Here is a 12,587-nt window from a genome sequence, read left to right on the forward strand (position 1 = left end):
TATAGCTTGCAGTAAGCTATAAGTGTCAGCAATGGGGGTTATTTGCCCGAATAGTTTGCCGCAATATAGTGTCCATCAAGTGTATAGAAGAGATAGAGTTTTTGTTTGCTTTTATCGGCAAGCTTGGTGTTGCTAAACATCACAACCCATTCCTTATTGTGGCCAAACATTTTCTGTCCAGCTTCACTGGCTTTAATTCCCTGCCATGAGGCATCAATTTTTCCTGCTTTGGCCAGTTGGTTGACCTTGGTTGCCGCCTTGTCGGTCACGGTTGATTCAGCGACCGCTTTAGCCGGATATTGATGGCTGCCATCCGGACCGTGAGAGTGGCCGCCACCGGCCAGTGCAGAGGTGGCGAGCATTAAACTCAATAGGCTTGTTAAGATTTTTGTTTTCATATTGGTTGTCCTTTATTAATCAATTGAATCATGTTTCGCAGGTGTGTCATGAGTGTGCGAGCCGTCATCGTGCGAATGCTCGGAACAGGCCTGCAGGCTTAATGTCAGCGCAAAGCCCAGCAATAGCAAAAATTTATACATATTGGTTATCCTTAATTAATCAATGCTATCGCGGTGAGAGTTATTGATGAGCTCGGCAGCGCGCTGTTGCTCCATTTCGATATGGTGATGAATATGGTTGTCATTACTAAAGCCGAATTCATCCGGTGTAGTGGTGTGCCAGTATCCATGGCTTTGCATCATAAACAAAAACAGGCCGGCAAAAATCAAACCGTAGTTGGCGATTTTATTAAAGGTGCCAAACACCAGTTTTTTGCGCAAAATGTTCATCACCACAAGCATCGCCGATAGCGCCAGGATTTGACCGATTTCAATACCAACGTTAAACGCGATGATATTGAGCAGTAGGTCCGATTCGCTTAAAGGCAACTGTTGCAGACGCGTGGATAATCCCAAGCCGTGAATCAAGCCCAGAGAAGTAATCATCAGTAACAGGTTAGGTGCTTTAACGCCTAGGTGTTTGTTAAAGCCGTCCAGATTGGCAAAAGCAATATAGACAATGCTTAAGGCGATAATGGCATCGATAAAGAAATAATTGATTTGAATGCCATTGAAGGTAGCGTAGATCAACGTCACGCTGTGTCCGAGTGTGAAGGCGGTAATGTATTTGACGATTTCCTTGAAACTGGTCAAAAGAAAGATAATGCCAAACACAAATAACAGGTGGTCATAGCCCGATAGCATGTGGGTAATACCGATAGACAGATAACTCCAGTTACCGCCATCGATAATGGCCTGTTTTTCAGCAGCCGACATACCATGAGCATAGGCTTGAGTGAAAAATTGGCTCAATAAAAGAGCCGTTATGGCGATTAGTAGCCATGTGGATTTTCTAATAGTAAATAACATGTTTTCCTCATTACATTTTCCCTTTAAAGGGTGTTTTAAAATTAAACGTTAAGTAATGAGAAAACCGGCGGCGCTCTGGGTTGCAGGGTGAAATGAGACCGTGTATTTATCGGGGTGACGAAGTCACTCACAACCTCTGGTTGAGAGGTTTTTTGAAGTCGTATTACTGGTGTCGTTGTCAGCAACAGATCAAGGTCGGCAACTTTTTTATAGACCGTTTTATGCTGATTTAATTTGCCAACCGGTTCAATGTCTATTGCTTGGTTTTGGTTATCGCTCAGATTGAGCTGATCTATGCCTGAATGGCCAAACCAGCCGTGATGGTGGCTTTCGACATCATGAATATGGACACCATGGTGGTGTTGTTCATCAATAAGGTGAGTGTGAACCGATATGGCTTGAGCCGCCAATAAGCAGGCGATTAAGCCAATAGCCAATAGTCTACTAAGATGGATTTTAAACTGATGGGACATTAATCGGTTCTATCGGAGTTTTTAGGTTGTTCTGTTGGTGTCAACGACAGGCTCAATAACGCCTGCCAAAGCTTATACTATAGCTTTAGCAGGTGTTATTGGCAATGGCAAATCGGTTATTTAGATTTCGCTGATTAGGAAGGTAACTCGGCGGTTCAAACGCTTGCCGTCTGCTGTACTGTTATCGGCAATTGGGCGCTCTTCACCATAACCGTAGGTGACGATGCGATCGCGATAAATACCGTTGTCCATCAGATAGAAAGCGACATTTTTGGCACGGTTTTCGGAAAGTTGCTGGTTAAAGCTATTGCTACCGTCCGAATCGGTATGACCTTCAATGTGTACGCGTGTATTCGGATAACGTCTCAAAGCATCGAGAACCGGCTGTAAACGCTGCAGTTCAGACGGGTCTAAGGTTGCTGAACCGGAACGGAAATTGACGTTTTTAACATTAACCTGTACATATTCTTGATTGCCGATTTTCACTGCGGATACATCGGTATTCGGATCGGATGCGGTATCACGGCTAACATCGCCGTAAACCTTGCGGGCGGTATAGCCGGCCAAGGCACCAACAGCGACCTTGGCGACATTATTGTCAACACCCGCGGCATTGGCCGCCATCACACCACCGATTGCGGCAAGAGCGGTAATCACATCGCGTTCTTGTTCACGCTCTTCAGCAGTTTTGTTCGGATTGTTTGTGCAAGCGCCAAGGCTTAAGGCTGAGACAGTAGCCGCAACAACTAGTAGTTTACTTTTCATAATTCGACTCCATTAATCGGTTGCGTAAACGCTTACGCTTAGGTTTTATTAAAGTGCAAAAATACGGTCCATGCAAGCAAGATTATTTATGACCCATGAGTTATTCAACAGTTATTCAACAGTTATTCAATTTGTTTCAAGCTTTCGAGGGGGATGGTTTAGTCGCGATAGGGCGATAAAGTTGTTATCAGAGCAGGACAATGGTCGCCAAACCTAAAAAGACAAAAAAGCCTAATGAGTCTGTCACGGTCGTCAACATCAGCCCGGAGGCTAAAGCGGGGTCAATTTTCATGCGTTGCAGAAATAGTGGAATCAAGGCTCCTGCCAGCGCGGCAGCAATCAGGTTGATCATTAAAGCAAAGGCGAAAATCAGGCTGAGGCTCCAGTCGCTAAACCAGAAAAATACCGCTGTACCGGTTAGTAACGCCCAAATTAAGCCGTTTAATAGACCCACAGTGGTTTCTTTGATCAATAGCGAGCGACTGTTGCTTCGTCCGAGTTTTCCGGTTGCCATGGCGCGAATCACAATGGTTGCGGTTTGTGTACCGGCAATACCTCCCATGCTGGCGATAATCGGCATAAGAATCGCCAAAGCGACAATCTTTTCAATGGAGGCGTCAAATAGGCCGATCACAATGGAGGCAAAAATGGCAGTTAACAGATTGATTCCGAGCCAGAAGGTACGGCGTTTGGCGGCACGAGCGGCTGGCGCAAAGATGTCTTCGTCCTCATCCAAACCGGCGCTGGCCATTTGCGCGTGCTCACCTTCCTCACGGATAATGTCCACCACGTCATCGATGGTGATTCGACCGAGGATAATATGGTTTTCATTGATGACTGCAGCGGAAATCAAATCGTTTTTTTCAAATAAATGGGCAACGTCTTTCTCGGGAGTGAAGGCGCGAATTGCCGGCAGGCTTTGATCGAGAATGTCGGCAACCAGCGTATCCTCATCATGAGTCAGTAAGTGCGTCAGTTTTAGGCTACCAATATATTTGCCGTCACGGTCGGCTACAAACAGTTCACTGGTGGATTCAGGAATGGCACCAAGCGTTCTCAAATAACGCAAAACAACATCCAGTGAAACATCGGCACGAATTGAAATAAAGTCGGTACTCATCAAACCACCGGCGGTATCTTCCGGATAGGTCAGGGCGGTTTCTACCGCATTTCGGTCATCTTCGTTTAAGGATGCCAGAAAGGTCTTTTGGTCGTGAATCGGTAAGGATTGGGCAATATCGGCGATATCATCGGTTTGCAGGTCTTCGGCAATCTCGACAATCTCATGCGGTTGCATGGTTTCCAGAAGATTGCTTTTTACCTCATCATTGGTATGGGTAAGGATTTCCCCTTGCTTATCCGAATCAATCTGTTGCCAGAGAACCTGACGGACTTTAATCGGCGATGATTCGAGGATTTCAGCAATTTCTTCGGCAACCAGGTGGCTGAGAAGATCTTGAATATGGTCAATATTATTGTTTTCTACAGCAATCAGCAGTTGATCGGCGAGTTTTGCTTTGTCGATGCTGTTATTGCCTGACATAACCGTCTCCTGAACTGATTAGAAATGATATTGCTGTTTTACAGTATTGATATTGATTAACTGGCTTTTATTGTAGCAGGAGAAAGGCTTTATGTAAGGTGAATTCAGGCGATATGCATCAGCTGTCATAAAATTTTCATGCAAATTGGGGACAAATAAAAACGCCCGATTGATCGGGCGTTCGGTTTCTCGTTCGAGTGGAACGATTGTTTTGCTTACAAAATTGTTGCTATTTTTGTATAGATTTTAAATTAGGCTTCAGCACTCATGCTTTTGACGCCACCCGATTTTTGACGGTGGCTGCCGATTTTTTCTTTGTGTTTGATAATTTGACGATCTAGCTTATCTACCAAGCCGTCAATCGAGGCATACATGTCTTCAGAATCATGTTGAGCAAATAGGTCTGAACCTGAAACATGGACTGTGGCTTCGGCTTTTTGACTTTGTTTCTCCACTGTCAAAATAACATGCACATTGGTTACGTGATCAAAATGTCGGGATAATTTACTTAATTTTTCTGTCACGTATGAACGAAGCGCTTCAGTAACATCGATATGGTGGCCAGTAATATTAATTTGCATAGTATCGCTCCTTTATTTATGTATCTGCGATCAATCTACCCAGAAATGACTGTTGTGATTTCAGTCGGAAAGTTGAATCCGGTTCTGGGCTCAATTTCAGTATACCACCATGAATTCAGTTGCCGTCAAGGTTTTTATTAGAATAAATAATGACCGAAGTTAAAAAAAATCAATAGTATTTTAATCGATTGAAAATAAAGGAAATGTCAGTTTTATGCTGAGGGCCTATATGCAGTTGTGCGACTGTAATCAGGTCTTCAAGGCTGACTTAGCTGAAGTCTTCACCAAGATAGACCCGACGCACGTCTTGATGGCCAAGAACTTCTTCTGGAGTGCCCGATGCAAGAATGGTTCCGGCATGCAAAATATAGGCTCGGTCACAAACGCCCAGTGTTTCACGGACATTATGATCGGTAATCAAAACGCCGATATCCTTGTCTTTAAGGTGGAGAATAATATGCTGAATATCTTTGACCGAAATCGGATCAACCCCGGCAAAGGGTTCATCTAATAAAATGAATTTCGGTTCCATCGCCAGGGCGCGGGCAATTTCCACACGACGACGTTCACCACCAGATAAAGCCTGTCCGGGCTGTTCGAGAATATGGCCAATTTGCAGGTCATCGACCAGGTTCTCAAAAATAGCGTTACGTTGATCGTCGTCCAGTTCCGGACGCATCTCCAAAATAGCCATAATGTTTTCGGTCACAGTCAATTTACGAAATACCGAAGCCTCTTGTGGCAGGTAGCCAATGCCAAGTTTGGCGCGCTCATGAATCGGCGTGTAAGAGATCTCTTTATCGTCGATGTAGATATGCCCTTGATCGATATTGACCAAGCCGGTCATCATATAGAAAGTGGTGGTTTTACCGGCACCATTCGGCCCTAATAAACCGATGACTTCACCGCTATGAACATCAATGTCCACCGAGGTGACCACTTGTCTTTTTTTATAGCTTTTGGCCAAGGAGCGTGCAAAAAAATGAGCCATGCTTACTCCTTGCTGGCCGGGTTTAAGGTAACGGAAATACGCTGTTTTTCTTCGGCGGTACTGTTGGCTTGCAGGGTTTGCTGTTGCATGTCGTAAACCAGTTTAGGTCCGGTAATCAAATGCTTTCCTGGTTGTTCAGCTTTGGCTTGGCCGGTCATGATGAGTGTTTGTTTGACGGCATCATAGTCGATTTGTTGTGCTTCACCAGTCATCCAGCTTTGTGCTTTTTCATCATAACGCTTAAAACGCGCCGGGTTGCCGGATGCCTTTACAGTGGTCAGCTCACCATCAGGGTGGTGAACGGTCACAGTATCTCCGTTAAGGGTTATTTTGCCTTGCTTGACAACGACATTGCCGCGATAGGTGCTGAGGCCGCTTTTCTCATTGCTTATCAAGCTATCCGCACTGATTTCAATCGGTTGTTTGCTTTCATCGGTTTGGGCTAAAGCATAAGGGGTTGCTAGCCAGGAGCAAACTAATAGCAGTAAATGTATCCCTTTGAATGCAAGGGTTGGAGAATGTTTGGCGGTGGCTGGTCTTGTCATATAAAGCCTAATCTATCAATTCATATTGAACCCGGTGGATTGCAAGCATCTTGTGAACGGTGCTTATTGTGTCCGCGGTTATTTGCTATCGGTTTTGTCAGTCTGGAGCGTCTGATGTACGTCATAAAGACCTTTGACATTGCTTAGTAAACGGTATTCTTTCGCTTCTATATCAATCTCTAAACCGGTCGCTGTGGTCACCCCGTTGCTTTGAATCAAGGTGACATCGGCATCGGTATAGAGTTGTTGTGTTTGTTGATTATAACTTAAACGCTCGGTTTGTAGTTGTTGTGCTTGATCGGTTTTATTATTGGTGCGATTCTGGGTGATAATGACCTGTTCTTCAAAGGTGATGAGCTGGTTATTTAAGCTAAAGCCTTTTTCAGATTGCAGCTGTGTGAGACTGTTGTCATCAAGCAACCAGAGTTTCGGTTTGGTAAAGTCCGCGCGTTTGTCGTCATTTTGATAAGTAAAGCGTTCGCTGTGAATGATGTTTTGTGCTTTTAGCGTGTTGCTTTGCAATTGCCAAATGGTGGTGTCTTGGGTTTGCCAGCTGTATGGTAATTGAGCAAGAGGGGCTTGAGTGTCGGTTGTCAGGCTACGCTCGGGTTTACTCAGCCACAGCGCCACTGCAGCTAGTAGAAGGGTGATAATAACTAGGCGTAAACGCGACAATGGCATATTGAACTCCTAGAAAGCAGAACTCAAATTAGGGTAGATCACGCAGGAAAAAGTCCATGTGTTGCTGCCATGAGCCTTGTGAGCGCATCAGGATTTCGCACACTTCACGAACACAGCCTTGACCACCTTCGAATTTTGAGATGTAGTCAACACGCGAGACTACTTCGGCATCGGCATTTTTCGGCGCCACGCCGAGGCCTACACGCAAAAGAATCGGTAAGTCTAAAATATCGTCACCGACATAGGCGATCTCATCCAGGGATAATCCCAACTCTTCAACCAATTTGCTGAAGGTTGGTAACTTGTCCGGTACGCCCTGATAGACATGTTTCACCTTTAGGTCTTGCATACGTTTGGCAACCAGTTGTGATTTTCGCCCGGTGATAATGCCAATATCGATATTCGATTTTTGCAATAACACCATGCCATGACCATCCCGGGTATGGAATGTTTTGGTTTCAACGCCTTCATCGTTGTAATAGAGGCGGTTATCGGTCAGAACACCGTCGACATCTAAAATCAATAATTTAATTTTTTTCGCTTTTTCGGCGATTTCAGGCGAGATTTGCATAGCAATTCCAATTTGGCTCAAACGTTTTCATGTTTTAACCTGCTTGCGTTTTGCTTGAGTTCATCAAGACCAAGCAGGTCAGGGCAGCTGAGTGCTACTTTAAGTCGCAATATTGCGGAAGTAAAGTAGAACTAAGAATGAGATAAAGGTACCGACCAACAGGGCGCCTTCTAGGCGGTTGATGTCAGCTCGTCCTTTACGCGGTAGAGCCATCATTAACATGGCTGCGGTAAGCAACAGCATAATCGGCATATCAATATAAAGAATATCGCTATTTAGCACTGACGGGGCGATTAACGCCGGCACGGCCAGAACCGCCATGATATTAAACAGGTTGGAACCGACGATGTTACCAATCATTAAATCGGCTTCATTTTTGCGCGCCGCTGCAATGGCCGCAGCAAGTTCCGGCAAGCTGGTACCTATAGCAATAATGGTCAGACCGATAACCACATCCGGCACCTCGAAGAATTGGGCGATATCCACCGCGCCGGAGACCATCATCTTGGCGCTGATCATTAAAATGATTAAACCGCCAAGTAGGAGGGAAATTGCTTTTTTCAGGCTCATTTCGGCAATGTCTTCGATTTCACTTTGGGTTTCGCTGGCCAGCGGATCGGTGATGCTCATTGTTTTGTTGGCGCGGATCATCCAAAACATGGTTGCCACTAGGGTGATAACTAGAATGATGCCGTCATGAAAGTCCAGGCTGCCGTCAAGTACCAGTGCGTAAGCGCCTAAAGAGATGATAAGTAATACCGGAAGTTCACGTTTGAGGATGGAAGATTTGACGACGATGGGGGCGATAATGGCGGTGACCCCAAGGACTAGGGCGATATTGGCGATATTGGAACCGACCGCATTACCTATCGCCAAACCAGGGCTGCCGTCTAGGGAAGCTAGGGTGGAAACGACTACTTCAGGCATTGATGTTCCGAATCCGAGGACCACCACCCCGATGACCAGCGGTGATATATCTAGGTGTTTTGCTGTGCTGGCCGCTCCATCAATAAAAACATCAGAGCTCCATACCAGTAGTGCTAGACCGATTAGTAACAGGGCGCTGGGAAGTAGCAGTGATGTAGCCATAAAATCTATCTTCCTTAATACGAAAATTTCTTAAAATATGTGTAAGTTGACATAAGGGATGCAAAAACGGCTTTGTCAATCTGCATCGAATCACCAAACACAATCAGCCATTATAACCAAAACACAGATTCAAATAAACTTTGTTTATAAGCTCGCTTTTCCTTGCCCTATTTTGTCCTGATATTTTAAATGGCCACCTGTTATGTCGCGCTTAAACCGGATTCTCGAACGGGGTTTTATGCCTTGTTTGAGTGTTTCGGCTGATTTTTTACATAGCCAGTTTGCTGAATAGGCGTTAAGATTTGCGTTTTACCCGGAGAGCATAGGTAAGAGATGGAATTTGAAAATATACAGATCGGTACGCTTGGTTGGCAGCATGAGAGTTGGCAGGGCGGTTTTTATCCCGAAGATATGCCGGAAGACTGGCAGTTGGATTTTTATGCTAATCAATTCCACTGTCTGTTGGTGCCAGAGCCGACTTGGTTGGCTTGGACGGATGATGACTTAGCCGACGTTTTGCAATCTCTGCCGGAAAAGTTTGCTTTATACCTTCAGGTAGTTAGCGAGGTCGATGATAGCAAGCTCAGGCAGATCAAGATGATTAAGGCGAAATTGGCGTCATTGCTCGCGGGTTTGGTGGTTTTTTCCGAGTTTGGCGATATCGCCAATCATTATGCCGCTATTCCGGTAACACTGGTTTCAAAAAAGCATGAATTATGCGGTTGGAATTGGAGTGCTGAAAACGATTATGTCTGTTCCGGTGCTGTGTGTGGCGTTTTGCCGGCGCTTAGCGAAGATGCCAAACAGCAGGCCGAATTAATCAAATCTTTTATGAGTTCGATTCCCAAGGATGCATTGGGTGCGCCGTTTATTGTCTGCGCAGGTGCCTCTGCAAAAGAGGATGTTAATATTGAACAGGTTGCCAATCTGAAGACGATTGCCGAATTACTCGGATACTAGTCCTATTTTTTGCGATTCGATTTGCCCGCGAAAATTGTCTTTAAAGGATATTTAGTTATAGTGGAATACCGTTTTTCCGCAAATGGATGCTTTAAGAAGTTGGTCTAGGTAAGATACACTAGGCGCCTATGGATTAAATGAACCGATTGATAGCGGTCTTAATGTAAGAAAATTACACTCTATGTCTGATACTTTAATTGAAATTAAAAACCTGAGTTTTTCACGAGGCAGTCGCAAGATATTCGATAATGTCAGTTTGAAAATTCCTCGTGGGCAGGTTACCGCGATTATGGGACCGAGTGGAACGGGAAAAACCACCTTGCTGAAATTGATTGCCGGTCAATTGCAGCCCGATAGCGGTCACATATTGGTTGAAGGTCAGGATGTCCACCAACTGTCACGCAAAAAACTGTATGCCTTGCGCCGTAAAATGGGCATGCTATTTCAAAGTGGTGCCTTATTAACCGATTTGTCAGTGTTCGATAATGTCGCTTTCCCGTTGCGTGAACACACAAAATTGCCGGAATCGGTCATCTATCCATTAGTTTTGATGAAATTGCAGGCGGTCGGGTTGCGTGGTGCCAAGGATTTGATGCCTGCCGAACTGTCCGGAGGAATGTCTCGTCGTGTCGCCTTGGCACGCGGTATTGCCTTGGATCCGGAAATGATTTTCTATGATGAGCCTTTTGTCGGTCAAGACCCGATTACGATGGGGGTTTTGGTTGAGTTAATCCGTAAGCTTAATGACAGCCTAGGTCTGACCAGTGTTGTGGTCTCTCACGATGTTGATGAAGTCTTGTCGATTGCCGATCATGTTTGTGTTTTATCCGAAGGGCGAATTGTCGCCGAAGGCAATAAACAGCAGCTGCTGGAAGAAACGACCGGATATGTGAATCAATTCATTCATGGCCTGCCGGATGGCCCGGTGCCGTTTCATTATTCTAAAGACGGTTATGCTGAGGATATGGCTGAGTCCGCCGCTAAATAAATTGTTGCTACTGAGCCGAAAAGGATTTTATTTTCTATGAGAGACATCCGTACAAATCCGCTATTGTTTGTCCAGAATATTGGTCAAAGAGCTATCTCGATAGTTAAATCATCGGGGCGCGCAGGCTTGTTTATTTGGGGGCTTTTGCCGGCACTGCCTTATTCTTTATGGCGTATCGACCTGTTGGTAAAACAGGTTTATGTCACAGGCGTTTTATCACTGCCGATTATTTTGACGGCCGGCTTGTTTGTAGGCATGGTTTTAAGCCTGCAGGGCTATAATATCTTGGTGGATTTTAATTCAGAGGAAGCGGTCGGTAGTATGACGGCTTTGTCACTGTTGCGAGAGTTGGGGCCGGTGGTTGCGGCACTGTTGTTTGCCGGTCGCGCCGGTTCAGCTTTAACTGCGGAGATCGGTTTGATGCGCTCGACCGAGCAGATTTCCGCATTGGAAATGATGGCGGTTGATCCGATTCGTTATATTTATGCACCGCGTTTTATGGCGGCTTTAATCGTACTGCCGCTATTGGCTATCTTATTTATTGCCATGGGTATTATCGGTGGTTATATGGTCGGTGTCGGTTGGCTGGGTATTGATGAAGGGGCTTTTTGGTCGCAGATGAATGCTCAAGTCGATTGGCGTGAAGATGTGATTAACGGCATTATCAAGGCGATTGCTTTTGGTTTGTTGATCGCAATGGTGTCGTTATTTCAGGGGCATGATGCGATGCCGACATCGGAAGGCGTCAGCAGTGCAACTACCCGAACCGTGGTGCACAGTTCTTTGGGCGTGTTAGGTTTAGACTTCTTGTTAACCGCTCTGATGTTTGATTAAGCGCTTGATTGAGCGCGAGTAACCGTAAATTTTGTAAACAATTATTTGAGGAATGCCGATGAGATCTCAGGCAAAAGTTGAAATTTGGGTGGGCTTGTTTGTATTGATGAGCATTGCCGCTTTGACAATGATCGCTTTTCAGGTGAGTAATTTCAGTAGCTGGAAAGAGCGACCAAGTTATCAAGTGAGCGCATTATTTGATAATATCGGCGGCCTTAAAGTACGTGCGCCGGTCAAAATCAGTGGCGTGGTTATCGGTCGTGTCACCGATATTGGGGTCGATCCGGTTTCCTTTAAGGCGCGTGTCACCATGAAAATTTTTAATGAATACAACGAGCTATCGTTGGATAGTTCGGCCTCCATTTTAACGTCAGGGTTATTGGGCGACCAATATGTTGGAATAGATATTGGAGGGGATGAAGAATATTTGGCTGAGGGCAGTCAGATTGAATTCACCCAATCGGCCTTGGTGCTGGAAAGCTTGATCAGCCAATTTCTGGTCAAGTTTAGTGAGGGCGGAAATTAAGCACCGGATGTAAGGAGAGTGTTATGTATCAGTTAATGTCAAAAATATCCTCATTATTGCTGCTGAGTTTTTTCGCGTTAATGAGCTTCCAGGTCAGCGCCAATGATGAGGTGAGCCAAAATGATCCGCAAAAGATGATTGAAGGTTTATCGAACCGAATCATTAGCGAGCTCAATACGAATCGTGAGCGTTATGAAAACAGTGCGGCGGAAATTAAGGTGTTTGCCACAGAATATGTTTTGCCGTTTATTGATACGCCTAAAATGGCGCGCTACGTTTTAGGTAAGCATTGGCGCAGTGCATCGCAAACGCAGCAAGAAGCGTTTGTGGAAGCTTTTACCAACACCTTGATCCGTTCTTATTCGCAAAGCCTGCTGAAGCTGAATGTGGAATCGGTTGCGGTTGATCCGGCTCGTGAAGAAAAGCCGGGGCGCGTTACCGTGGAATCAACCGTGGCGCAATCAGATGGCAATAAGTCACAGGTCATTTATCGTTTGTACCTCAACAAGAAAACCCAGAAGTGGATGCTTTATGATGTCACCGTTGAAGGTATCAGTATGCTGTTAAGCTATCGCAAGGCTTATGATTCGGATATCGCCAAAAAAGGTCTGGATGCGGTGATTAGCGAAATGAACGAAAAAAATGCCGACTTTAACGGTCAAGCATAACGATT

Annotated in this window: 17 protein-coding genes; 5 read left to right on the top strand and 12 right to left on the bottom strand. The window is 45.2% G+C overall.

Translation table 11 applies throughout. From position 1 onward, the window contains the following. Window positions 1-38 precede the first annotated feature (38 nt). From FE785_RS02610 to FE785_RS02660, 12 genes are all read right to left on the bottom strand, one after another. Entirely contained in the window at window positions 39-398 is a 360-nt protein-coding gene (locus tag FE785_RS02610) for a DUF6488 family protein (RefSeq protein ID WP_138564125.1), read from the bottom strand. 15 nt (window positions 399-413) lie between these two features. Next, window positions 414-539: a hypothetical protein gene (locus tag FE785_RS10915; RefSeq protein WP_275115354.1), complete on the bottom strand. Its 126-nt coding sequence runs from the start codon at window positions 537-539 to the stop codon at window positions 414-416. Window positions 540-554: 15 nt separating this feature from the next. Next, window positions 555-1,367, bottom strand: a complete 813-nt coding sequence (locus FE785_RS02615) for a HupE/UreJ family protein (protein WP_138564127.1) — start codon at window positions 1,365-1,367, stop codon at window positions 555-557. A 41-nt stretch (window positions 1,368-1,408) separates the two neighbouring features. Beyond that, the gene (locus tag FE785_RS02620; RefSeq protein ID WP_138564129.1) at window positions 1,409-1,840 is read right to left on the bottom strand and encodes a hypothetical protein; all 432 of its coding nucleotides are present in this window, start codon (window positions 1,838-1,840) and stop codon (window positions 1,409-1,411) included. A gap of 120 nt (window positions 1,841-1,960) precedes the next feature. After that, entirely contained in the window at window positions 1,961-2,605 is a 645-nt protein-coding gene (locus tag FE785_RS02625; RefSeq protein ID WP_138564131.1) for an OmpA family protein, read from the bottom strand. Between the two features lie 187 nt (window positions 2,606-2,792). Beyond that, the gene (gene mgtE, locus FE785_RS02630) at window positions 2,793-4,148 is read right to left on the bottom strand and encodes a magnesium transporter (RefSeq protein ID WP_138564133.1); all 1,356 of its coding nucleotides are present in this window, start codon (window positions 4,146-4,148) and stop codon (window positions 2,793-2,795) included. A 251-nt stretch (window positions 4,149-4,399) separates the two neighbouring features. Continuing rightward, window positions 4,400-4,729 (bottom strand): ribosome hibernation-promoting factor, HPF/YfiA family, encoded by a 330-nt coding sequence (gene hpf / locus FE785_RS02635; protein ID WP_138564135.1) that lies wholly within the window; start codon window positions 4,727-4,729, stop codon window positions 4,400-4,402. Between the two features lie 268 nt (window positions 4,730-4,997). Beyond that, window positions 4,998-5,720, bottom strand: a complete 723-nt coding sequence (gene lptB, locus FE785_RS02640; RefSeq protein ID WP_138564137.1) for an LPS export ABC transporter ATP-binding protein — start codon at window positions 5,718-5,720, stop codon at window positions 4,998-5,000. A gap of 2 nt (window positions 5,721-5,722) precedes the next feature. Next, window positions 5,723-6,265, bottom strand: coding sequence for a lipopolysaccharide transport periplasmic protein LptA (lptA, locus tag FE785_RS02645; RefSeq protein WP_138564139.1), 543 nt, complete (start codon window positions 6,263-6,265; stop codon window positions 5,723-5,725). 78 nt (window positions 6,266-6,343) lie between these two features. Next, window positions 6,344-6,946 carry an LPS export ABC transporter periplasmic protein LptC gene (lptC, locus tag FE785_RS02650; RefSeq protein ID WP_138564141.1) on the bottom strand — a complete coding sequence of 201 codons (603 nt, stop codon included), beginning with the start codon at window positions 6,944-6,946 and terminating at the stop codon, window positions 6,344-6,346. A 28-nt stretch (window positions 6,947-6,974) separates the two neighbouring features. Then, window positions 6,975-7,517: a KdsC family phosphatase gene (locus tag FE785_RS02655; RefSeq protein ID WP_138564143.1), complete on the bottom strand. Its 543-nt coding sequence runs from the start codon at window positions 7,515-7,517 to the stop codon at window positions 6,975-6,977. A 99-nt stretch (window positions 7,518-7,616) separates the two neighbouring features. Next, window positions 7,617-8,606: a calcium/sodium antiporter gene (locus FE785_RS02660; protein ID WP_138564145.1), complete on the bottom strand. Its 990-nt coding sequence runs from the start codon at window positions 8,604-8,606 to the stop codon at window positions 7,617-7,619. A 333-nt stretch (window positions 8,607-8,939) separates the two neighbouring features. Here FE785_RS02660 and FE785_RS02665 point away from each other — a divergent pair, with 333 nt between their 5' ends. From FE785_RS02665 to FE785_RS02685, 5 genes are all read left to right on the top strand, one after another. After that, the gene (locus FE785_RS02665; RefSeq protein WP_138564147.1) at window positions 8,940-9,566 is read left to right on the top strand and encodes a DUF72 domain-containing protein; all 627 of its coding nucleotides are present in this window, start codon (window positions 8,940-8,942) and stop codon (window positions 9,564-9,566) included. A gap of 181 nt (window positions 9,567-9,747) precedes the next feature. Next, window positions 9,748-10,554 carry an ABC transporter ATP-binding protein gene (locus FE785_RS02670; protein ID WP_138564149.1) on the top strand — a complete coding sequence of 269 codons (807 nt, stop codon included), beginning with the start codon at window positions 9,748-9,750 and terminating at the stop codon, window positions 10,552-10,554. A 36-nt stretch (window positions 10,555-10,590) separates the two neighbouring features. Further along, complete coding sequence (mlaE, locus tag FE785_RS02675) at window positions 10,591-11,388, top strand: lipid asymmetry maintenance ABC transporter permease subunit MlaE (protein ID WP_138564151.1); 798 nt, start codon at window positions 10,591-10,593, stop codon at window positions 11,386-11,388. Window positions 11,389-11,446: 58 nt separating this feature from the next. Then, window positions 11,447-11,914, top strand: a complete 468-nt coding sequence (mlaD, locus tag FE785_RS02680; RefSeq protein ID WP_138564153.1) for an outer membrane lipid asymmetry maintenance protein MlaD — start codon at window positions 11,447-11,449, stop codon at window positions 11,912-11,914. A gap of 23 nt (window positions 11,915-11,937) precedes the next feature. Continuing rightward, on the top strand, window positions 11,938-12,582 hold the full coding sequence (locus FE785_RS02685; protein WP_238696316.1) for an MlaC/ttg2D family ABC transporter substrate-binding protein: 645 nt from the start codon (window positions 11,938-11,940) through the stop codon (window positions 12,580-12,582). The last annotated feature ends 5 nt before the right edge of the window (window positions 12,583-12,587 follow it).

The organism is Thiomicrorhabdus sediminis (assembly GCF_005885815.1).
GTDB lineage: Bacteria > Pseudomonadota > Gammaproteobacteria > Thiomicrospirales > Thiomicrospiraceae > Thiomicrorhabdus > Thiomicrorhabdus sediminis.

Excerpts from the sequence above, each read along its gene's own strand:
- FE785_RS02685 (WP_238696316.1), top strand. The coding sequence starts at position 11,938 with ATGTATCAGTTAATGTCAAAAATATCCTCATTATTGCTGCTGAGTTTT.
- FE785_RS02670 (WP_138564149.1), top strand. The coding sequence starts at position 9,748 with ATGTCTGATACTTTAATTGAAATTAAAAACCTGAGTTTTTCACGAGGC.
- FE785_RS02625 (WP_138564131.1), bottom strand. The coding sequence starts at position 2,605 with ATGAAAAGTAAACTACTAGTTGTTGCGGCTACTGTCTCAGCCTTAAGC.
- mlaE (WP_138564151.1), top strand. The coding sequence starts at position 10,591 with ATGAGAGACATCCGTACAAATCCGCTATTGTTTGTCCAGAATATTGGT.
- FE785_RS02655 (WP_138564143.1), bottom strand. The coding sequence starts at position 7,517 with ATGCAAATCTCGCCTGAAATCGCCGAAAAAGCGAAAAAAATTAAATTA.
- lptB (WP_138564137.1), bottom strand. The coding sequence starts at position 5,720 with ATGGCTCATTTTTTTGCACGCTCCTTGGCCAAAAGCTATAAAAAAAGA.
- FE785_RS10915 (WP_275115354.1), bottom strand. The coding sequence starts at position 539 with ATGTATAAATTTTTGCTATTGCTGGGCTTTGCGCTGACATTAAGCCTG.
- hpf (WP_138564135.1), bottom strand. The coding sequence starts at position 4,729 with ATGCAAATTAATATTACTGGCCACCATATCGATGTTACTGAAGCGCTT.
- mgtE (WP_138564133.1), bottom strand. The coding sequence starts at position 4,148 with ATGTCAGGCAATAACAGCATCGACAAAGCAAAACTCGCCGATCAACTG.
- mlaD (WP_138564153.1), top strand. The coding sequence starts at position 11,447 with ATGAGATCTCAGGCAAAAGTTGAAATTTGGGTGGGCTTGTTTGTATTG.
- FE785_RS02615 (WP_138564127.1), bottom strand. The coding sequence starts at position 1,367 with ATGTTATTTACTATTAGAAAATCCACATGGCTACTAATCGCCATAACG.
- lptA (WP_138564139.1), bottom strand. The coding sequence starts at position 6,265 with ATGACAAGACCAGCCACCGCCAAACATTCTCCAACCCTTGCATTCAAA.
- FE785_RS02665 (WP_138564147.1), top strand. The coding sequence starts at position 8,940 with ATGGAATTTGAAAATATACAGATCGGTACGCTTGGTTGGCAGCATGAG.
- FE785_RS02660 (WP_138564145.1), bottom strand. The coding sequence starts at position 8,606 with ATGGCTACATCACTGCTACTTCCCAGCGCCCTGTTACTAATCGGTCTA.
- FE785_RS02610 (WP_138564125.1), bottom strand. The coding sequence starts at position 398 with ATGAAAACAAAAATCTTAACAAGCCTATTGAGTTTAATGCTCGCCACC.
- lptC (WP_138564141.1), bottom strand. The coding sequence starts at position 6,946 with ATGCCATTGTCGCGTTTACGCCTAGTTATTATCACCCTTCTACTAGCT.
- FE785_RS02620 (WP_138564129.1), bottom strand. The coding sequence starts at position 1,840 with ATGTCCCATCAGTTTAAAATCCATCTTAGTAGACTATTGGCTATTGGC.